Raw genomic sequence first — 21,085 nt, forward strand, 5'->3', positions numbered from 1 at the left:
ATGACCGAAACCAAGCAGAACGCCGTGCTCCCGCGTGGCGTGAAAAACACCGAGTTCACCAAGGCGGTCGTCAAGTTCCGCGCCCTGCTGGGCGAGGACAACGTGCTGCTCAAGGATGACCAGCTGGTCCCGTACATGAAGATCATGATGCCGGTGCCGGACGCCGAGCACGCGCCCTCGGCGGCGCTCACCGCCACCAGCGTGGAGCAGGTGCAGGGCGTGGTGAAGATCTGCAACGAACACCGCATCCCGATCTGGACCATCTCCACCGGCCGCAACTTCGGCTACGGCTCGGCGGCCCCCGGCCAGCGCGGCCAGGTGATCCTCGACCTGAAGAAGATGAACAAGATCCTCCACGTCGATCCGGAACTGTGCACCGCGCTGGTGGAGCCGGGCGTCACCTACCAGCAGCTGTACGACTACATCGAGGAAAACAACCTGCCGCTGATGCTGTCGATGTCGGCGCCCTCGGCCATCGCCGGCCCCGTGGGCAACACCCTCGACCGGGGCGTGGGCTACACCCCCTACGGCGAGCACTTCCTCATGCAGTGCGGCATGGAGGTGGTACTGGCCAACGGCGATGTGCTGCGCACCGGCATGGGCGGGGTCAAGGGCGAGAACAGCTGGCAGGTGTTCAAATGGGGCTACGGCCCGAGCCTGGACGGCATCTTCACCCAGTCCAACTTCGGCATCTGCACCAAGATGGGCTTCTGGCTGATGCCCAAGCCGCCGAAGTACAAACCCTTCGCCATCCGCTTCGAGAACGAGAGCGACATCGCCGAGATCGTCGAGGTGCTGCGGCCGCTGCGCATCGCCCAGATCATCCCCAACGCCCTGGTGATCGCCAATGTGCTGTGGGAAGCCGGCAGCGCCAACGTGCGGCGCAGCGACTACACTCGCGAGCCGGGTGCGACGCCGGACTCTGTGGTCCGGCAGATCATGAAGGACAAGGGACTGGGCGCCTGGAACGTGTACGCCGCGCTGTACGGCACCGAGGAGCAGGTCGAGGTCAACTGGAAGATCGTCCGGCAGGCCATCGCCGCGCTCGGCAAGGGCACCCTGATCACCGAGGAGCAGGCCGGCGGCACCCAGCCGTTCGACTACCGCGCCAAGCTGATGAAGGGCGTGCCCAACCTGCAGGAGTTCGGTCTGTACAACTGGCGCGGCGGCGGCGGCTCGATGTGGTTCGCCCCGGTCAGCCAGGCGCGCGGCAGCGAGACCGACAAACAGATGCAGTTGGCCAAGCGGATCCTCAACAAGCACGGGCTGGACTACGTCGGCGAGTTCATCGTCGGCTGGCGCGACATGCACCACGTGATCGACGTGCTCTACGACCGCACCGACCCGGCGCAGACCGAGGCCGCCCACGCCTGCTTCGCCGAGCTGCTGGATGAGTTCGAGAAACTCGGCTACGCCGTGTACCGGGTCAACACCGCGTTCATGGACCGCGTGGCCGACAGCTACGGCCCGGTGAAGCGCCGCGTGGACCACGCGATCAAGCGCGCGCTGGACCCGAATAACATCTTCGCCCCCGGCAAGTCCGGCATCGACCTCGACGCCTGATGCCTCCGCGCGGCCCGTCCGGGGCCGCGCATTCCTCCCCTCGCGCATCCGCCGCCGTGCCCTCCGGCGCCGCGGCCACTGCCGGGCTATGCTGGCGCCTTTGTCCCGCCGGAGCGCCGCCATGACCGTCCGCCGCATCGTCGCCAACCTCGCCACCGCCAGGCCCGCCGAGGTGGCGCGCTTCTATCGCGACCTCTTCGACCTGGAGATCGTCATGGACCACGGCTGGCTGCTCACCCTCGCCAGCGGTGGCAGCGCCCTGGCGCAGATGAGCCTGGCCAGCGAAGGCGGCTCGGGTGCGCCGGTGCCGGACCTGTCCATCGAAGTGGACAACCTCGACGAGGTGCATGACCGCGCGCAGGCAGGCCATCACGAGATCGCCTATCCGCTGACGATCGAACCCTGGGGCGTGCGGCGGTTCTTCCTGCGTGATCCGCTGGGCACCCTGGTCAACGTGCTGGAGCATACCGGCTGAGGATCGCCGGGGATGGGCAACGGCGGGCGACCAGGGGAGCCTCCGGCCATCCGCCGCCACCTTGCCCCGGCCCCTGCCGGCAACTAGGGTTAAACCACCCGCAACGGCGCGCGGTGCAACCGCAGGTGGTCCCGCCATGTCCCTCGTGCTCTATGGCCATCCCTTTTCTTCGTACACCCAGAAAGTCCTGATCGCGCTGTACGAGAACGGCACAGCCTTCGAGTTCCGCTGCATCGGGCCGGACACCCCCGACTACTCGGCGCAATGGCTGCGCCTGTGGCCGCTGGCGAAATTCCCGGTGCTGCTCGACGGCGAGCGCAGCATCGCCGAGTCGAGCATCATCATCGAGTACCTGCAACTCGCCCACGGCGGCGCGCTGCGCTGGTTGCCCGACGAGCCGATGGCGGCGCTGCAGGTGCGCTTCCTCGACCGCTTCTTCGACCTTCACGTGATGAGCCCGGTGCAGCATGCCGTCTCCGGCGCCCTGAGCGGTGACGCCGGCAAGCGCGAGGATGGCCTGGCGGTCGCCACGCAAAGGCTGGAGCACGCCTATGGCTGGCTGGAAGCCCACCTGGCCGCCAGCGACCCCTGGGCCAACGGCGACGACTTCACCCTCGCCGACTGCGCGGCGGCGCCGGCGCTGTTCTATGCCGACTGGACCCACCGCATCGGCGACGCCTACCCGGTGCTCCGGGCGTACCGCGCGCGGCTGCTGGCGCGCCCGTCGTTCGCCCGCGCCGTCGACGAGGCCCGCCCCTACCGTCCGCTCTTTCCGCTGGGCGCACCGGACAGGGATTGACGGCCGGCGCGCGGTTGCCCTCGTCCGACAATTCTGCTGGGATGCCGGCCTCCCCCGTTGCAAGAGAAACGCTCATGGCCTCCTACGAGGAACTGTTCTCCATCGGTGAAGGCTTCGATGCCTTCGTCGCCCACGGTCTGCCGGACGAAATCGCCGGCGTGCGCAGGGTGCAGGACAAACTGGCCGGGGCCGACGCCGTCAGCGCCGCCACCCGCCAGCGCCTGCACGCCGTCTCGCGGCGCTACCACCTGCTGGTGGCCGGGGAAATGTGGTGCCCGGACTGCCAGATCAACGTCACCGTGATGGACTTCCTGCAACGCGCCCAGCCGCGCATCGACCTGGCGGTAATCACCAAGGGCCGCGCCGAGGACGACCTGCGCGAGCGGCTGGCGCTGGAGCGCATCCCGATCCCGGTGGTGGCCGTGCTGAACGAGAACTTCGAGCTGGTCGGCCGTTTCGTCGAGCGCCCGCAGGTGGTGGTCGCCGGCGGCGATGCGCTGAAGCCGGACTACCGCGCCGGGCAGTACCTGGAAGACACCCTGACCGACCTGCTGGATATCATCGAAGCGGCGCAGGACCGCGCCTGATCCGGCGCTGCCGGCCTCCGGCTGTCCCCGTCGCGGACAGCCGCCCATCCCCCGCTTCGCCTGCCAGTGAACTCAACCCGCCTGTCGGCTGTCTGTCAGCTGTCGGCCCACCTGGGCGGGTTGCATGGCACTTCGCCAGTTGACGCGGGATCGCGTCATTTCCCGCCCTGTTCACAACAATTTCCCGGGCCGGCGATTTCGTTCCCGCTTGCCGGGTTTGTTCCTATCGCCATGTGAAGATGACCCATGTCCCTATCCCGCCAGCTCGCTCCCCGTGTTTCCTCCCTCCAGACCCGCGCCGTGGGCGCCTGCCTGCTCGGTGGCCTGCTGGCGGCCACGCTGCCGGCGCTGGCCGAGGAGGCGCCCGGCAACGCCCGTTGGGTGAACGACAGCCTGACCACCTATGTACGCAGCGGCCCGACCGATGGCTACCGCATCGTCGGCACCCTGGTGTCCGGGCAGAAGGTCGAGCTGGTGAGCACCCAGGGCGACTACAGTCAGGTCCGCAGCGAAAGCGGCAACACCGTATGGATCCCCAGCCGCGATCTGCAGGACAAGCCCGGCCAGGCCGAGCGCCTGCCGCAGCTGGAGCAGAAGGTGACCGAACTGAGCAGCCAGCTCGACGGCATCAACGACACCTGGAAGACCCGCGTGCAGGGCATGCAGGAAACCCTGGACGCGCGCAAGAAACTGATCGACGAGCTGCAGGCCGCGCGCACCTCGCTGGACAACGAGCTGAACCAGGCGCGCTCCGACCTGCGCTCGGTGCAGGCGCAGCTGGGTGACGAGAACAAGCAGGTGCTGATGCGCTACATGACCTACGGCGGCAGCATCGCCGGCGCCGGGCTGCTGGCGGGCCTGATCCTGCCGACCCTGCTGCGGGTGCGCCGCAAGCGCAACGACCAGTGGGTCTGACACACTCCCGCCACCCCTGAAGCCCCCACCCGCGCCCGCGCGGGTGGTTCCTCCGGGTACCCCGACGCGCTACTCCTCCAGGTGGCAGACGCAACACAGCTTGTTGCCGTCCAGGTCGCGCACATAGGCGCCGTAGTAAGTGGGCGAATAGTTCGGCCGCAGCCCCGGCCCGCCTTCGTCGGCGCCGCCCTGCTCCAGCGCGCGCCGGTGGAAGGTCTCCACCTGGGCACGGGTCCGCGCCTCGAAGGCCACCAGGCTGCCATTGCCGGCGCTGGCCGGTCGCCCGTCGATGGGCACATAGACGCAGAAGGCGATGTCGCTCTGCGGGTGGGTGAATACCGCGCGCTCCGGGTTATGGCGGTGCGCCAGCAGGCCGATGCCCAGGGGCTCGAGCAGGCGCTGGTAGAACCCGATGGCCCGCGGCAGGTCCGCGGTGCCGACAGTGATGTGGCTGAACATCGCTGATGTCCTCGTCAATAGCCGCGCAGGTCATCCACCGGCGTCGCCAATGCGTCGCCGGTGATGCGCGTCAGCGTGCGGGTGAGGATGTCCACGGCGTTGTCGAAGCAGCCGTGGGCGGCGGGAATCTCCACCCGGGGATTGCGGCAGGTGACCACCTTCGGCGCGTCCAGCAACTGGATCCGCCGGCCCTGCGCGAGCCCCGCCGTGAGCAGCGCCTGCCGCCAGTTGCTCAGCGCCTCGCCGGTGGCGGACGAGCCGTCCCAGCGGCGGTAATTCACGTCCAGCACATTGGCCAGGCCCAGGATCGGCGTGCGCAGGTCGCCCTCCAGCGCATTGGACACCAGGTACAGCAGCGACTTGCGATAGATCGCGGCGGTGTTGTCGTCACGCTCGGCACGGTCGGAGAGGATGTCCAGGTACAGGTTCTTCATCAACCGCCCGTGGGGCGCGTAGTGGCGATTGGCGAACTGCACCGTGCATGCCGGCGCGTAGAGGTGGATCGAGGCAATCCGGTCGTCCACCCCGCGCGCGGCCATCACGTCGACCAGCCAGCCGAGGAAGATCGCCCCGGCGGAATGGCCGACCAGGTGGATTTCCAGTTGCTCGCCCCAGGTGCGCTTGAGGTTCTGCAGGGCGCTGACCAGCAGATCGCCGCCGCGCGTCGGCAGGCTGGAGAACTCGGCGTTTTCCTTCATCTCGCTCCAGATCGGCCGCGCCAGCGGACGGCCAACCGAGGTTTCCAGCAAGGCATCGGTGGCGTCGGTCAGCACCTCGCGCACCCCGCCGGCGCGCGCCGGTTCGCTGTGCAAACGCTCGGCGAGGAGATTGCCGATGGACTCCAGCACGCCGGTTTTCCAGACCATGAACAACGGGTAGCAGCCGTTGCCGATGAAGAACCGGCCCATAGCGCGGGCCCGGGTGATGGCGGCGGCCTCGCTGTTGAGGCCGCCGTGGCAGTAGATCACCAGCCGCTTGGTGGCCCCCGGCTGGGCGCGCAGCCATTGATCGGGCAAGGCGCAGGCCTGGAACAGCAAGGTGCGGGTCAGTTCGTCCTGGGTCAGGTAGCGGCTCACCCGCCCATCGTTGCCGAGCACCACGCTGTGCTCGTAGGCGGTGGCCTCGTCCCACCAGAGCGCCTTGTTCGCCCCCGCCACCGCCGTGCCGGCCTGGCCGCCAGCGGCCAACTGGCCGAGCACCACGCCGGGCACCCCCAGCGCCGCGACCCAGGCATCCATGCCATTGGCCAGCCAGTCGGCGTAGCCGAGCACGGCGAAGCCGCCGCTGCCCCAGCCGGCACCCCAGGAGTTCTGCAGGATGAAGCCGTCGTTATTGAACCCCACCAGCGCAAAGGCATGGCCGCCAGTCTGGGACGGCCGCCCCGCGTAGGGAATCCGCTGCAGGTTTGCGTGGCTGGGCGCGGCGCCCTTCTTCTTCGCCGCCGCGCCGGACCTGGGCGTGCCGGGCAACTGGTTCCAGCCGTCATGGGTGAACGCGGAAACATAGATCGCACCGACTTCCTGGATGGCCGCCTGCAGGTCGGTGATGGATTTCACGTCGATGCGGTAGTAGACCCCCAGGGTGTTGCGGGTGGCGCGGGCGGCATAGCCGAACCGTGGCTGGGTGATGCCCTGCGCGGTGTAGGGCCAGTCCCGCTCCAGGCAGACGCCGTGGTGGAACCAGCCCTTGAGCGCCCCCCGGCAACTGGAGCCTTCGTAGTCCTCGCCGGCGTACTCGTCATAGCGCCGGGCGAAGTCATAGAGCATGCGCGGGCTGACGGCGTCGAAGCCGTCCACCGGATTGCCGGCCTTGCACCAGCGCAGGTAGTTGATCACGCAGGCCAGCCCGAAGCCGGTGCAGGCGCCCTCCTGACCCTGGTCGAGGATCAGCCCGGCCTGGGTATAGTCGCCCAGGTAGCGCGCCACCTGGGGATCGCCGGGGAACCTGTCCGGCAGGCTGGCCGCTGGCGGCAGGTAGGCACGGTCGCGCAGGTCCAGCGGGTCCTTGCTGGCGTTGAGCCTGGGCCTGGCGACGGCCTTGCCCTTGGTGGCCGCTGGCGCGAGTACCTCGGCGGCGAGGTCGAACACGCTGAAGAAGCGGTCCAGCCCGTGGCTACCGCCATTCACCCGCTTGCGTGCGGCGAGGAAGTCCCGCGGTTTGCCGACCAGCCCCGGAGGCAGCGCGGCGCGCAGCTTCGCCGCGCCGTCGGCGAGGAACAACGCCAACAGGGCCGCCGCGATTTCCGGCGCATTGGCGAGGTCGGGCAGTTCGACGAGGTCCACGCCGATCGCCTCGCCGTACTTCCGGTAGTCCGCCCGCCCGGTCAATTGCACATAGCCACGGCCACGGAAGGTCGCGCCATCCCCCGGCTGGTCGTTGCCCAGGTCCTTGCGGCCGTCGTAGGCACTGAAGGGCGGCCGCCCGGAAGGCGTGTTGAACTGCGAAGGAAATTCGGAGATCGGCATGAAGCCTTCGGCTTCCGCGCGGATCGTACCCAGCGCGACCAGCAGCAACGGCCGCTCGGTGAGGCCGGCGCTCTCCAGCGCGGCGGCAACGTAGGGCAGGTAGCGACGAACGTTGGACGGCTTGGTCGCCGGGAACAGCTGCTGCACCTGCGGCAGCTGGATACCCAGCCCCTTGAGCGGCAACAGCCCCAGCAGGTTCAGGCAACAGGCGCCGACCACGCCATCGGCGATCACCCCGATGCCGGCCTGCCAATGGCGCACCGCCGCTTCGGTCTGGGCGTCGAACACGTCACCCTTCGCCAGTCCGGGAAACTGCGCGGCATCGCCGTCCAGTACCCTGGCCAGGCGGCGACGCAGATCGCCTACCGCGGTCCCTTGATGTCCTTTTACCAGCAGTGCTTTCATGATGCCGTCTCCCGCTATCCGTCGAGGGGATTGGCTGCAACGCCGCGTGTGCGCGCAGACAACCCGGCGACCGACAACCGCGAGCAACGGCCACCGCCTTCCGCGAGAACAGCCTGCCCCGGGGCCTGCGCCCCAGGAGCTCCCGCAGGACCGCGCGCGCCTCCCTGGCTGCCTGGCGACGCGCAGCCCGCCTTGAACTATAGCCGCGCCTTCACTGCCACCGAGGTCGCCCGGACGGACGCGTCAGTTGCCCGCGTGGGCGCGTTCCAGCGCAGCCATGTCGAGCTTCTTCATGCTGAACACTGCCTGCATGGTGCGCGTGGCGCGCACCGGGTCGGCGTCGGCCACCATGTCGCCGAGGTGGCGCGGGACGATCTGCCAGGACAGCCCGAAGCGGTCCTTCAGCCAGCCGCACATCTGCGCCTCCACCGGCCCGCCGGCGGACAGCCTGTCCCAGTAATGATCGATCTCCGCCTGGCTGTCGCAATGGACCACCAGCGAGACGGCCTCGTTGAAGCTGAACACCGGGCCGCCGTTGAGCGCCAGGAAGCTCTGGCCGTCCAGCTCGAAGGCCACGGTCAGCACCGAGCCGGGCTCCTTGCCGTGGTGCTCGCGGCCCGCCTCGCTGTAGTAGGCGACCTTGCCGATCCGCGAGTTGGGGAAGATGCCGGTGTAGAACCCCACGGCTTCCTCGGCCTGGTTGTCGAACCACAGGCAGGGGTTGATGCGTTGCAGGCTGGGCATGGCGATGCTCCTGATCCTCGCGCGGCCGACGTGGCCGGCGTATGAGTTGGTCGCTCGGGCGACGACGAGATCGACAAGTCTAGGCGCTGCCTTGCCGGGTTCCGGACGATCGGTCGAACGGCGGGTGCTGGCAGCAAACGCACGCGGCTTGTCCGGATTCGCTCCCCGGCGCCGATTGCCGCCAGCGCGCCACGGATTTCCAATGGACACAACACGGCGCGGGCCCCGCCGTCCCCCAGCCACCTCCTTCGGAGATCCACCATGAGCCTCGACCTGAACGGCGTGAACGTCCCCGACAGCGCACTCGCCCGCGCCATCACCGAAATGGTCCGCGACAACGCCACGCCCCTGCTCTTCCACCACTCCTCGCGCGTCTACTACTGGGGCGCGCTGACCGGTGTGCGCAAGGGACTGGCGTATGACGCCGAACTGCTCTATGCCGGCGCCATGTTCCATGACATGGGCCTGATGCCGCGCTACTGCAGCCGGTGCGAACGCTTCGAAGTGGACGGCGCCGACTGCGCCGCCGAGTTCCTGCGCAGCCACGGCATCGCGCAAGACGACATCGAGACGGTCTGGACCGCCATCGCCCTGCACACCACGCCGGGTATCCCGCGGCACATGAAGGCGGAGATCGCCCTGGTCACCGCCGGCGTGGAAATGGACGTGCTGGGTATCGCCCACGACCAGTTCCCCGCGGCCCAGCGTGAGGCCGTGGTCGCCGCCCATCCGCGCGGCGGACAGTTCAAGCAGGATATCCTGCAGGCCTTCTACGACGGCATCAAAGGCAAGCCGCAAACCACCTTCGGCAACGTCAAGGCCGACGTGCTGGCGATGAAGGACCCGGACTTCGTGCGCGGCAACTTCTGCGAGGTGATCCTCGGCTCCGCCTGGGACAGCTAACCCCGTGCGGAGACTGGCGGGCCCAATACACCGGGCTCGCCCAGCAGTTGCGTCAGCCAGCGCATGAACACCCGCACCCGCTGCGGCAGGTGGCGGTGGGCGTAGAGCAGCGAGACGTCCATCGACGGCAACGCCACGTCCTCCAGCACCCGCACCAGCCGCCCCGCCTCCAGCTCGTCGCGCACCCCGTGCAGCGGCACCTGGATCAGTCCCAGTCCGCCCAGGCAGGCGCTCTCGTAGGCCTCGGCATTGTTCACCGACAGCGCACCGGCCATCGGCAGGCTGCGCGTCTCGCCGTTCTGCAGGTACTCGAAGCCCGCCGACCGCGCACCCAGCACGCTGGCGTAATGGATCAGCCGGTGCCCGGCCAGGTCCGCCAGGCTCCGCGGTACGCCATGAGCCGCCAGGTATGCGGGGCTGGCGCAGGTGACCTGGGGCGTCCGCCCCAACAGGCGCGCCACCAGCGACGGATCGCCCACCGCCCCGGCCCGCACCACGCAGTCGAAACCTTCGCGCACCAGGTCGACGCGACGGTCGGTACAGCTCACCTCCAGATCCAGCGCCGGATGCCGCGCGAGGAACTCGCCCAGGCGCGGCATCAGCAGCTTGCGCGCCATCACCGTCGGCATGTCCACCCGCAGCCGCCCGCTCAAGGCCTCGTCCTGCTGGCGGAACAGGCCCTGCAACCCGTCCAGCTGGGCGAGCATGTCCTTGCCGCGCTCGTAGAGCACCAGGCCATCCTGGGTCACCGTGACCTTGCGCGTGGTGCGTTGCAGCAGGCGAGTGCCGAGCAGTTCCTCCAGCGCCTGGATGTGCTCGGACACGGTGGAACGCGGCAGGCCGAGCTGTTCGCCGGCCTGGGTGAAGCTGGCCAGTTCGGCGACGCGGACGAAAGTGCGCAGGAGTTCGGGACGGAGCATGGCGGTGGGTCGCTATTGTTCGGATAACTCGACCAGTATTTCCGAAACCAGCCGATTTATCACGATCATTGCGAACAATAAGCTCTCTTCATTCCCACCCGGACCGGAGCTTCGCCATGACCCACAAGATCGCTCTCATCACCGGCGCCAGCCGTGGCCTCGGCCGCAACGCCGCCCTGCACCTCGCCGCCGCCGGCATCGACATCATCGGCACCTACCGCAGCCAGGCCGACGAAGCCCGCGCCGTGGCCGCCGAGATCCAGCAACGCGGCGGCCGCGCCCTGATGCTGCCGCTGGACGTCGCTGACAGCGCCAGCTTCGGCGCCTTCGCCCAGCAGATTGGCGACGGCCTGCGCAGCCACTTCGGCCGCGACCGGTTCGACTTCCTGCTGAACAACGCCGGCATCGGCATTCACGCCGCCTTTGCCGAAACCACCGAGGCGCAGTTCGATCAGTTGCTGAACATCCAGTTCAAAGGTCCGTTCTTCCTCACCCAGGCACTGCTGCCGCTGATCGCCGACGGCGGACGCATCCTCAACGTTTCCACCGGCCTGACCCGCTTCGCCCTGCCCGGCTACGGCGCCTACGCCGCCATGAAAGGCGCGATGGAAGTGCTGACCCGCTACCAGGCCAAGGAACTGGGCGCGCGCGGCATCGGCGTGAACATCATCGCCCCCGGCGCCATCGAAACCGACTTCGGCGGCGGCCTGGTGCGCGACAATGCCGAGATCAACCGGCAGATCGCCAGCAACACCGCCCTGGGCCGGGTCGGCCTGCCGGACGACATCGGCGGCGCCATCGCCATGCTGTTCGCCGACGGCAGCCGCTGGATCAACGGCCAGCGCATCGAAGCCTCGGGCGGCATGTTCCTCTGAGCCCACCTTGGCTCCCGCCCCGCGCGGGAGCCAAGCGATCGCCAGCATCGGCCGGGCTGGCGCCTGGCGCGTCCGCCGGAAGACGCCGCACTGGTGATGCGCAAGGGTCGCCGACATCGGCTTCGCCGAGCTGCCGCCGCAGGACTCGCCGCAGCAACCCCGGCTGGCCTATGGCGAGGAACCGGACGACACCCCGGAACCATTGGGTGCACGGCGTTCGCGAGCAAGCTCGCTCCTACAATGAAACCGACGCCACGGCGACCAGGGGTCGCGCCGCCCGGCACGCCACGGATGCCGGTGAGGCGTTTGGCCGGTACAATGCGCGATTGCCCGTGCCACGCCTGATAAGCACACCTGATAAAGAAGAAACCATGTCCCTGCCCAAACACCATCTGGAACTGCTCAGCCCCGCCCGCGATGTGGCCATCGCCCGCGAGGCCATCCTGCATGGCGCCGACGCCGTCTACATCGGCGGCCCAAGCTTCGGCGCGCGGCACAATGCCTGCAACGAGGTGAGCGATATCGCCCAGTTGGTGGAGTTCGCCCACCGCTATCACGCGCGGGTGTTCACCACGATCAACACCATCCTCCACGACAATGAGCTGGAACCGGCGCGCGCGCTGATCCACCAGCTCTACGACGCCGGCGTCGATGCGCTGATCGTGCAGGACCTGGGCATCATGGAGCTGGACATCCCGCCGATCGAGCTGCACGCCAGCACCCAGACCGACATCCGCACCCTGGAGCGGGCAAAGTTCCTCGATCAGGCCGGCTTCTCCCAGCTGGTATTGGCCCGTGAGCTGAACTTGCAGGAAATCCGCGCCATCGCGGATGAAACCGATGCCGCCATCGAGTTCTTCATCCACGGCGCGCTGTGCGTGGCCTTCTCCGGCCAGTGCAACATCTCCCACGCCCAGACCGGCCGCAGCGCCAACCGCGGCGACTGTTCCCAGGCCTGCCGCCTGCCCTACACCCTGAAGGATGACCAGGGTCGCGTGGTGGCCTTCGAGAAGCATCTGCTGTCGATGAAGGACAACAACCAGAGCGCCAACCTCAGCGCCCTGGTGGACGCCGGCGTGCGCTCCTTCAAGATAGAAGGGCGCTACAAGGACATGGGCTACGTGAAGAACATCACCGCCTATTACCGCCAGCGCCTGGACGGCATCCTCGCCGAGCGCCCGGACCTGGCCCGCGCCTCCAGCGGCCGCACCGACCACTTCTTCGTGCCGGACCCGGACAAGACCTTCCACCGCGGCAGCACCGACTACTTCGTCAGCGAGCGCAAGATCGACATCGGCGCCTTCGACTCGCCGACCTTCACCGGCCTGCCGGTGGGCACCGTGGAAAAGGTCGGCAAGCGCGACCTGCTGGTGGTGACCAAGGACCCGCTGTCCAACGGCGACGGCCTCAACGTGCTGGTGAAGCGCGAGGTGGTCGGCTTCCGCGCCAACATCGCAGAACCCAAGGGTGAGTTCGAGGAAGACGGCGAGAAACGCTACCGCTACCGCGTCGAGCCCAACGAGATGCCGGAAGGCCTCTACCGCCTGCGCCCGAACCATCCGCTGTCGCGCAACCTCGACCACAACTGGCAGCAGGCGCTGCAGAAGACCTCCGCCGAACGCCGCGTCGGCCTGTCGTGGGTCGCCAAGCTGCGTGAAGAGCGCCTGGAACTGACCGTCACCAGCGAGGAAGGCGTTAGCGCCAGCGTCGCCCTGGACGGCCCGTTCGGCGCCGCCAACAAGCCGGAACAGGCGCTGGACCAGTTGCACGACCTGCTCGGCCAACTGGGCACCACCCAGTACCACGCCGACCGGATCGAGCTGGACGCCCCGCAGGCGTTCTTCATCCCCAACTCCCAGCTGAAATCGCTGCGCCGCGAGGCCATCGAAGCGCTGACCGAAGCCCGCGTGCAGGCCCACCCGCGCGGTGGCCGCAAGGCCGAAACCAGCCCGCCGCCGGTGTACCCGGAGTCACACCTGTCCTTCCTGTACAACGTCTACAACGAGAAGGCCCGCGCGTTCTACCACCGCCACGGCGTGCAACTGATCGACGCCGCCTACGAGGCGCATGAAGAGACGGGCGAAGTGCCGGTTATGATCACCAAGCACTGCCTGCGCTTCTCCTTCAACCTGTGCCCGAAACAGGCCAAGGGCGTCACCGGCGTACGCACCAAGGTGCAGCCGATGCAGCTGATCCACGGCGACGAGGTGCTGACCCTGAAGTTCGACTGCAAGCCGTGCGAGATGCACGTGATCGGCAAGATCAAGGGCCACATCCTCGGCCTGCCGCAGCCGGGCAGCGACGGCGTGAGCAACATCGTCGGGCAGATCAGCCCGGAAGACCTGCTCAAGACCATTCGCAAGCCGGCGCACTGAGCCTGATCCGACTGTATCTGTAGGAGCGAGCTTGCTCGCGAACCGCCCCGGCACCTGAGCCGCCAGGAAATTCGTTCGCGAGCAAGCTCGCTCCTACAACAAGCCCCGATCCCCCGCTATGATCGGGACATGCCCAGCACTCCTCCGCTCCGCCAGCAATGCCCGCCCGGCGCCTGCAACTGCGACCGGGAACGCCTGCTGCAAACCCCCAACGCCGACCTGCGCATCCTGCTGCTGACCCGGCATGAGGAACAGCGCCTGCTGGAGCGCCTGGAAAACCTCAAGGACCTGGCGGACCTGGAGCGTATGCAGCACAAGCTCTTCGAGCAGCTCGGCATCCGCCTGCACATCGCCCCCGGCTTCAACGAAGTGCGCACCATGCGCGGCATCGAGTTCGACTTCGACGAGCAGCCCGGCCTCTGCCGCAAGACCCGCCAGGCCATTCCCGCCGCGATCCGCCGGGGTATGGAGAAGAACCCGGAAATCGCCTGGCGCCTGCTGGATGCTCACGACCTGCTCGGCAGCCTCTAGCCCAGCACCCCACCGCTTTTTGTAGGAGCGAGCTTGCTCGCGAACTGACTTCCCGGCGGTTCAAATGAGCAAGGGAAGGTTCGCGAGCAAGCTCGCTCCTACAGGTCAGTCCTGCGCGTCCCTGGACTTGACCATCGCCCCGGCCAGCTCGTGGCTACCGCGTATCTCCAGCTCCGCCGCGGCCCCCAGCCGATCGCGGTCCTCCTTGTTCTGGCTGAGCTTGGACTTGCCGACGATCTCGCCGATCTCCACCTCGATGCCGACGATGCTCGCCAGCATCCCGCCGATGAACTCCGGCGTGGAATCGCTCATCTTCCACGGCCGCGCCTCGCCCGCCTCATGGGTGCGGGTCAGGCGCCCGACCACGCCACGCACGAAGCGCTCCTCGTCCATCACCCGCAGGCGGCCGCGCACGTGCACCACCTGGTAGTTCCAGGTCGGCACCTGGCGGTGCTCCTCATGCTTGCTCGGGTACCAGTTGGGCGAGATATAGGCGTGCTCGCCGCGGAAGATCACCAGCACCTCTTCGCCGTCGGCCTCCCGCCACACCGGGTTGGCGCGGGCGACGTGGGCGCGCAGCAGCGGCTTGTCACCGGCCAGCTCCAGCTCGAAGGGAAGGTGATTGGCGTCCAGCACGCCGGCATGACCGGTCACCAGAATGCCCAGCGGATGCTCGCGGATCAGCCGATGCAGTTCATCCGGGCGGTGTTCCTGGAAATGCGGTGGGATGTACATGGAATCCTCGATAGCGTCTTGAAGACCTCATCATGCCGGCACATTGGCACCCCATAAAGATCCATTGCCAGCGACCTTGAAAGAACCATTTTCCGCCGTGCTCCCCACGTTCCACTCCACAGTGGACGCCGCTTGAGCCGCCCCCTACTCTAGCCACTGGCCAGCGTTCGCCCAGGACGGCAGACACGATGCATAGCAGTTCCCCGCCCCCACATCCCCATGCCCGGCTCCACGCACACCCCGTTGCGACCTGTCCCTGCGCCGCGCCAAACTGGGCGGCCCTGCCCGCGTAACGCCGGACAGGCCCCAGCCATCCCCCTGACCCCGGCAGACCGTCCGGGCCATGCGCCCGCCACGCGACGAGAATCCTTCCACGAGGCCTATGTGAAGCGCGACATCCGCCTTGCCATCCTCCTCCTGTCAATCATCAGCCTGACCCTGGCGGTGGCCACCGCCTGGGAGCTGTGGGCCGCCCGCGAGCGCATCCTCGCCAAGGCCTACACCCACAACCTCAATCTGACCCAGGCGCTGGACACCTACGTCGAAGGTATCGTCACCCAGAGCTCCATGCTGCTCCTGGGCCTGGCCGAACGCCTGGAAAACGACGGCAGCGAGCCCGCGCAGCTGGAACGCCTGCGCCACCTGGTGCAGCGCCAGCAGCCCCTGTTCAATCAGCTCGACGGCATCGTCGTCTACGACGCCAGCGGTACCTGGCTGATGTCCTCCAGCGGCGACATCCCGTCCGGCGCCAGCAGCGCCGACCGCACCTTCTTCATCCACCATCGCGACACCCCGTCGACCGACGCCTACATCGGCGAGCCCATCCGCAGCCTCTACAACGGCCAGTGGGTGATCACCGTCAGCCGCCGCTACAACCATCCCGACGGCCGCTTCGCCGGCGTCATCTCCGCCACCCTTGGCGTGGAAAACTTCCTCCAGCTGTTCGGCAAGATCGACATCGGCCGCCACGGCGCCATCGGCGTCGCCACCAGCAACGGCCAGGTACTGGTGCGCTATCCGTTCCGCCCGGGCGACATGGGCCGCGTACTGTCGCGCTCGCCGATCTTCACCCAGTACCGGGACATCACCACCGTCGGCACCGCCACCTTCACCTCGTCGCTGGACGGCATCGAGCGCCTCTACGCCTTCCGCAAGAACGAGCGCTACCCGCTGGTGACCTCGGTTGCCCTGGGCAAGGACGAAGTCCTGGCCGCCTGGTACACCGACGCCCTGCGCACCGTGAGCATCGCCCTGGGCCTGCTGATGGTGATCGTCATCATCGGCTGCCTGATGATCCTCGCGATCAAACGCCGGATCGGCGCCGAAGCCCTGCTGGTGGCGGCCCGCGAAGAGCTACTCAGGGCCAACCGCCAGCTCGAAGTACTCGCCTCGCGCGACCCGCTCACCGCCTTGCGGAATCGCCGCAGCTTCGACGACCACCTCGCCGCCGAACTGCGCCGCGCGCACCGCGAACGAACTCCGCTGGGCCTGCTGCTGATCGACATCGACTACTTCAAGCGCTTCAACGACACCTACGGCCACCCAGCCGGCGACGACTGCCTGCGTTGCATCGGCCGGCTGCTGGCCGACAACGTGCGGCGCCCCGGCGACCTGACGGCGCGCTACGGTGGCGAAGAGCTCGCGGTGATCCTGCCCAACACCGACGGCGCCGGCGCACGCGCGGTGGCCGAACAGATCCTGCAGCACCTCTGGCAGAGCAACCTGCCCCACGTCGGCAGCCCCTTCGGCCGGGTGACCGCCAGCATCGGCATCGCCACCCTGCCCCCAGGCTCGGACGCCTCCGCCGCCGCGCTGATCGGCGCCGCCGACCAGGCCCTGTACCGCGCCAAGGCCGCCGGCCGCAACCGCCTGGACAGCGCCCCCGATCTCGGCGGAACACCAGCATGACCTTCGATCCCGGCCGACTGCATGGCGAACGCGACTTCGCCCTCGCCAGCGCCGCAGGCATCATCCTGCCGGCGCGGGTCGAGGCGGCGTGCGCCGTCCCCTGATCGCGCAGGGCTGCACGACCGCAGGATGGCATGGCGCGAAGCGATACCCATCCTGCGAAGAGCCCGCCAGCACAAATCGGGACTACACCGCCGGCATCTGCAACGTCACGCAGTGAATGCCACCGCCCCCGGCGGCAATCGGGTCGATGTTCAGCTGCACGATCTCGCGATCCGGATACAACTCGCCCAACAACGCATGGCAGTGCGCATCGGCAGACGGATCGCCGAAGCGTGGCGCGATCACCCCGCCGTTCACCGGCAGGTAGTTGATGTAGCCGGCGGCGAAATCCGGGTTGTCGCGGTTGTAAGCGCTCGGCGCGGGCTTCAGCGGCGGCGGCAGGCTGTGCAACTGCAACCGACGGCCATCGGCGTCAGTGGCACCCTTGAGTATCTCCAGGTGGCGGCGGGTCACCGCGTAGTCGTAGGACTGCGGATCATTGTCCAGGTTGACCACCACCACGCCCGGCTCGACGAAGCGCGCGTAGAAATCCACGTGGGCGTCGGTGATGTCCTTGCCACGAATGCCCGGCAGCCAGATCACCTTGCGCAGGCCCAGCACGCGCTTGAGCTCCGCCTCGATGCGCGGCCGCGTCCAGCCCGGATTGCGGTTGTCGTTGACCCAGCAGCTCTCGGTGAGAATCGCCGTGCCGTGGCCATCCACCTCGATGCCGCCGCCCTCGCCGCATAGCTCGCTGATGATGGCTTTCGCCTCCAGCTCCTCGGCCAGCGTCGCCGCCACCTCGCGGTCGCGCTCCGCGTGCTGCTTGCCGCCCCAGCCGTTGAAGTTGAAGTCAGCCAGCGCCAGGCCGCCCGGCGCATCGTTGACCAGGAAGCAGCCGCCGTAGTCACGCACCCAGATGTCATCCACCGGCAGCGGCAGGAAGTCGATGTTCTGCCCGCCGCACGCGCGCTTGGCCTCGGCCTGTTGCTCCGGCCGGCAGAGCACTGTCACCGGCTGGAACTCGGCGATGGCGCGGGCCAGCCGTGCCACCGTGGCGTTGACGTCCGGGGCCATGTCTTCCCAGACCTCGGTGCTCGCCGCATAGGCGACGAACACCCGTTCCTGCTTGCGGTGCTCATCGGGCATGTACCAGCGCTCCGCCGCCAGGCTGACGCGGCCCAGGCCGAGCCCGAGTCCCGTCGCCAGCGTCATGCCGGCGCCGAGCAGGTTCCTGCGTGTCATCATTCTTGCCTCCTCAGCCACCGGTGCCGGTCTTGAAGCTGGTCCAGGTGCGCATCCGCGCGCGCATGTCGCGCTGGGGGATGTCCTTGCCGGGGAACAGCCGCGCGTAGGCCTTCTCATCAAGATAGATGTCCGGGTTGTTGCGCATGCTCGCCTCGACCATCGGCCGCGCCTTGGCGTTGGAGGTCGGGTAGCCGGTGGCGGTGCTGATCGCCGCCATCACCTCGGGGCGCATCAGGTAGTTGATCAGCGCATAGGCATACTCCGGGTGCGGCGCGTCGGCAGGAATGGCCATGGTATCCATCCACACCGAGGTGCCTTCGCGCGGTACGCGGTACTCGAAGCGCTCGGGCTTCTTCGCCTCGTCGGCGGCGCGCTGGGACTGGATCACGTCGCCGCTGTAGCCCAGCGACAGGCACAGGTCACCGTTCACCAGCTGGGTCACCGGCTGCGACTGGAACTTGCGGATGTACGGACGGATGCCATTCAGCGTCGCCAGCGCGTCGGCCAGGTCCTGCGGTTTGCCGCTGCGCGGGTCACGGCCCAGGTAATTCAGCACCACGGCCAGCACTTCGTCCGGCGAGTCGATCATCGAGATGCCGCAATCGGCGAAGCGCTTGGCCAGCTCCGGCTTGAACAGCATGTCCAGGCTGTTCACCGGCGCGCCGGGCATGCGCTGCTCGATCTTCGCCTGGTTGTAGGTCAGGCCGATGCTGCCCCAGGTGTAGGGCACCACGGCATGGCGCGAGTATGGGTACTTGGTCTGCAGGCTCTGCAGACCCGGCTCGATCTCGCCCAAGTGCTCCAGCTTGCTCTCGTCGAGCTTCTGCAAGGCGCCGGCGCGCATCAGTCGTTCGGCGACGGTGTCGCCGGGGAAGATCAGGTCGTAGCCGCTGTGCCCGGCCATCATCTTGGCCTCCAGCGTCTCGCTGCTGTCCATCACGTCGTAGATGACGCGGATCCCGGTCTCTTCAGTGAAATTTGCCAGGGTATCGGGGGCGAAGTAATCCGCCCAGTTGAACAGGCGCAGGACCTTCTCTTCGGCCGTGGCCGGTTGCAGGGCGCACGCCAGGGACAACCCCAGCGCGACGATCAGCAGGTGCTTGTGCATGGTCAGACTCCTTGCCAGCGCGGGTGCAGGTGGCGGCCATCGAGGCCGAGCAGCGGGCCGTACATTTCCGGACGGCGATCGCGGTAGACGCCCCAGGTCAGGCGCTCCTCGCGGGCCAGGTCGAGGTCCAGCTCGCGGACCAGCACGGCGGCCTCGTTGCGCCCGGCCTCGGCCAGCAGCGCGCCCTTGTGGTCGGTGATGAAGGACGAGCCGTAGAAGCGCATGCGCAGGGCGTCATCGCTGGGCGCCATTTCCTCGCCGATGCGGTTGGCCGCCAGCACCGGCAGCAGGTTGGCGGCGGCGTGGCCGCGCTGGGCGGTCTGCCAGTGATCGCGGGAATCCAGTTGCGCCGCGCCCGGCTCGGAGCCGATGGCGGTGGGGAACAGCAGGATTTCCGCCCCTTGCAGCGCCAGGCAGCGCGCCGTCTCGGGGAACCACTGGTCCCAGCAGATACCCACACCGAGGCGGCCGACGGCGGTATCCCAGACGCGGAAGCCGGTATCGCCGGGGCTGAAGTACTCCTTCTCCTGGTAGCCGATGGCGTTGGGAATGTGCGTCTTGCGGTACACCCCGAGCAGGCGGCCGTCGGCGTCGGCGACGGTCAGCGAGTTGAAGTAGGCGTTGCCGGCGCGCTCGAACCAACTGATCGGCAGCACCACCTCCAGCTCCGCCGCCAATCGGGCGAAGCGCCGCAGCAGCGGGCTGTCGTCATAGGGCTGCGCTAGCGCCAGGTGGGCGTGATCCTGTTCGATGCAGAAATACGGCGTGGCGAACAACTCGGGCAGGAGGATCAGTCGCGCCCCGGCAGCGGCCGCCTCGCGCACGCGGCGCTCGGCTTCGTCGAGATTGCGCGGCAGGTCCCAGCTGCAGGCGAACTGCAGCACCGCAACGGTCAGCTTGCTCATCACACGCCCTCCAGCGGCCAGGCCGGCTGCTGCTGGGTGATGCAGTGCACCCCGCCGCCGCCGTGGGCCAGGTGGTTGATGCGCACCGGCACCACCTCGCGACCGGGGAAGGCACGGGCCAGGGTGGCGGCGGCCTCGTCGTCGGCGGCGATGCCATAGGCCGGCATGATCACCGCGCCGTTGGCCAGGTAGAAGTTGGTGTAGGACGCGCAGAAGACTTCCGCCTCAGGGTCCACCGCCGCGCTGGCTTCGAACAGTTCGATCAGTTCGAAGGAGCGGCCCTTGGCATCGGTGGCCAGCTCCAACACGCGGCGGTTCTCGCGGGCGACCTCGGCGTAGGCGCTGGACGTATCGCGGGTCGCGTCCACCAGCAGCACGCCGGGCCGGGCGAAGGCGCACACGCCATCGACATGGCCGTCGGTCACGTCGCCGGTGACGTACTGCGGATCGCCCGGCAGCCAGATGGTTTTGCTCACGCCCAGCAGCCGGGCGAAGATGTCCTCCATCTCGCGCTTGCTCACGCCGGGATTGCGATTGGAGTTGAGCAACACCGACTCGGTGGTGATCAGCGTGCCCTCGCCGTCCACGTGGATCGCCCCGCCCTCGTTGGCCAGCGGCGTGCCGAAGCAGTCCAGACCCAACTGATTGAGGATGCGCCGGCCCAGTCCCTCGTCGAGGGTATGCGCCGACTTGCCGCCCCAGGCGTTGAAGCGCCAGCTCACCCCGGCCACGCCGTGTTGCGGATGGCAGACGAAGGTCGGCCCGGAGTCTCGGCACCAGCTGTCATCGATGGGCAGCGCGACCAGCTCGACGTTCGGCCCGCACAGCTCAGCAGCGCGGGCCATGGCGGACGGATCGACCACCAGCTTCACCGGCTCGAAGCGGGCGATGGCGTTGGCCACCCGGGCGAAGTCTTCCTGCACCTGCTCCAGGGTCACGCGCCAGCCGCCTTCCCAGAGCGGACGGTTATGCGGAAACGCCATCCAGGTCGCTGCATGAGGTACCCATTCTGCGGGCATGCGCCAGCCGTTCTGCAGTTCGTTGAGATGCATACACAAAGCCTTTGGTTAGGATTTTTTATCGGAAGAAAAGGATTAAGCGGCGCCTGAAACCATCCTAGGCC

General features: G+C 68.0%; 19 protein-coding genes. 10 read left to right on the forward strand and 9 right to left on the reverse strand.

Translation table 11 applies throughout. The features are described 5' to 3' along the window. The 5 genes from H681_RS14105 (at position 1) to H681_RS14125 (ending at position 4,339) form a co-directional block, all read left to right on the forward strand. Complete coding sequence (locus H681_RS14105) at positions 1-1,563, forward strand: FAD-binding oxidoreductase (protein ID WP_015477543.1); 1,563 nt, start codon at positions 1-3, stop codon at positions 1,561-1,563. 121 nt (positions 1,564-1,684) lie between these two features. Beyond that, the gene (locus H681_RS14110) at positions 1,685-2,038 is read left to right on the forward strand and encodes a VOC family protein (protein WP_015477544.1); all 354 of its coding nucleotides are present in this window, start codon (positions 1,685-1,687) and stop codon (positions 2,036-2,038) included. A gap of 136 nt (positions 2,039-2,174) precedes the next feature. Further along, positions 2,175-2,837, forward strand: coding sequence for a glutathione S-transferase family protein (locus H681_RS14115; protein ID WP_015477545.1), 663 nt, complete (start codon positions 2,175-2,177; stop codon positions 2,835-2,837). Between the two features lie 74 nt (positions 2,838-2,911). After that, positions 2,912-3,424 carry a thioredoxin family protein gene (locus H681_RS14120; RefSeq protein ID WP_015477546.1) on the forward strand — a complete coding sequence of 171 codons (513 nt, stop codon included), beginning with the start codon at positions 2,912-2,914 and terminating at the stop codon, positions 3,422-3,424. A gap of 246 nt (positions 3,425-3,670) precedes the next feature. Beyond that, a complete protein-coding gene (locus tag H681_RS14125; RefSeq protein WP_015477547.1) occupies positions 3,671-4,339 on the forward strand; it encodes a TIGR04211 family SH3 domain-containing protein in 669 nt (222 codons plus the stop codon). A 69-nt stretch (positions 4,340-4,408) separates the two neighbouring features. Here H681_RS14125 and H681_RS14130 read toward each other — a convergent pair whose 3' ends face one another. The 3 genes from H681_RS14130 to H681_RS14140 all read right to left on the reverse strand — a co-directional run bounded on the left by H681_RS14130 (position 4,409) and on the right by H681_RS14140 (position 8,412). Next, positions 4,409-4,798: a VOC family protein gene (locus H681_RS14130; protein ID WP_015477548.1), complete on the reverse strand. Its 390-nt coding sequence runs from the start codon at positions 4,796-4,798 to the stop codon at positions 4,409-4,411. Positions 4,799-4,812: 14 nt separating this feature from the next. Then, on the reverse strand, positions 4,813-7,668 hold the full coding sequence (locus H681_RS14135) for a C1 family peptidase (RefSeq protein WP_015477549.1): 2,856 nt from the start codon (positions 7,666-7,668) through the stop codon (positions 4,813-4,815). Between the two features lie 243 nt (positions 7,669-7,911). Then, complete coding sequence (locus H681_RS14140; protein ID WP_015477550.1) at positions 7,912-8,412, reverse strand: VOC family protein; 501 nt, start codon at positions 8,410-8,412, stop codon at positions 7,912-7,914. Positions 8,413-8,673: 261 nt separating this feature from the next. On the opposite strand from H681_RS14140, the gene H681_RS14145 reads away from it, so the two are divergent. Beyond that, entirely contained in the window at positions 8,674-9,315 is a 642-nt protein-coding gene (locus tag H681_RS14145; RefSeq protein ID WP_015477551.1) for an HD domain-containing protein, read from the forward strand. Here H681_RS14145 and H681_RS14150 read toward each other — a convergent pair. After that, a complete protein-coding gene (locus tag H681_RS14150) occupies positions 9,312-10,235 on the reverse strand; it encodes a LysR substrate-binding domain-containing protein (RefSeq protein ID WP_015477552.1) in 924 nt (307 codons plus the stop codon). The genes H681_RS14145 and H681_RS14150 overlap by 4 nt on opposite strands. A 116-nt stretch (positions 10,236-10,351) precedes the next feature. On the opposite strand from H681_RS14150, the gene H681_RS14155 reads away from it, so the two are divergent. The 3 genes from H681_RS14155 (at position 10,352) to H681_RS14165 (ending at position 14,016) form a co-directional block, all read left to right on the forward strand. Next, positions 10,352-11,110, forward strand: a complete 759-nt coding sequence (locus H681_RS14155) for an SDR family NAD(P)-dependent oxidoreductase (RefSeq protein ID WP_015477553.1) — start codon at positions 10,352-10,354, stop codon at positions 11,108-11,110. A 371-nt stretch (positions 11,111-11,481) separates the two neighbouring features. Then, positions 11,482-13,485 carry a peptidase U32 family protein gene (locus H681_RS14160; RefSeq protein ID WP_015477554.1) on the forward strand — a complete coding sequence of 668 codons (2,004 nt, stop codon included), beginning with the start codon at positions 11,482-11,484 and terminating at the stop codon, positions 13,483-13,485. A 129-nt stretch (positions 13,486-13,614) separates the two neighbouring features. Further along, positions 13,615-14,016: a hypothetical protein gene (locus H681_RS14165; RefSeq protein WP_015477555.1), complete on the forward strand. Its 402-nt coding sequence runs from the start codon at positions 13,615-13,617 to the stop codon at positions 14,014-14,016. A 105-nt stretch (positions 14,017-14,121) separates the two neighbouring features. Here H681_RS14165 and H681_RS14170 read toward each other — a convergent pair whose 3' ends face one another. Beyond that, complete coding sequence (locus tag H681_RS14170; protein WP_015477556.1) at positions 14,122-14,751, reverse strand: FMN-binding negative transcriptional regulator; 630 nt, start codon at positions 14,749-14,751, stop codon at positions 14,122-14,124. 384 nt (positions 14,752-15,135) lie between these two features. Here H681_RS14170 and H681_RS14175 point away from each other — a divergent pair, with 384 nt between their 5' ends. Further along, entirely contained in the window at positions 15,136-16,659 is a 1,524-nt protein-coding gene (locus H681_RS14175) for a sensor domain-containing diguanylate cyclase (protein WP_015477557.1), read from the forward strand. A gap of 186 nt (positions 16,660-16,845) precedes the next feature. On the opposite strand, the gene H681_RS14180 is transcribed toward H681_RS14175, so the two are convergent. From H681_RS14180 to H681_RS14195, 4 genes are read right to left on the reverse strand one after another with little or no spacing between them, the layout of a single operon-like run. Further along, on the reverse strand, positions 16,846-17,949 hold the full coding sequence (locus H681_RS14180; protein ID WP_015477558.1) for an agmatine deiminase family protein: 1,104 nt from the start codon (positions 17,947-17,949) through the stop codon (positions 16,846-16,848). Between the two features lie 10 nt (positions 17,950-17,959). Beyond that, complete coding sequence (locus H681_RS14185) at positions 17,960-19,057, reverse strand: extracellular solute-binding protein (protein WP_015477559.1); 1,098 nt, start codon at positions 19,055-19,057, stop codon at positions 17,960-17,962. Between the two features lie 2 nt (positions 19,058-19,059). Continuing rightward, on the reverse strand, positions 19,060-19,962 hold the full coding sequence (aguB, locus tag H681_RS14190) for an N-carbamoylputrescine amidase (RefSeq protein ID WP_015477560.1): 903 nt from the start codon (positions 19,960-19,962) through the stop codon (positions 19,060-19,062). Then, entirely contained in the window at positions 19,962-21,014 is a 1,053-nt protein-coding gene (locus tag H681_RS14195) for an agmatine deiminase family protein (protein ID WP_015477561.1), read from the reverse strand. The genes aguB and H681_RS14195 overlap by 1 nt, the downstream gene beginning before the upstream one ends. Between the last annotated feature and the right edge of the window lie 71 nt (positions 21,015-21,085).

The organism is Pseudomonas sp. ATCC 13867 (assembly GCF_000349845.1).
Classification (GTDB): Bacteria; Pseudomonadota; Gammaproteobacteria; order Pseudomonadales; family Pseudomonadaceae; genus Pseudomonas.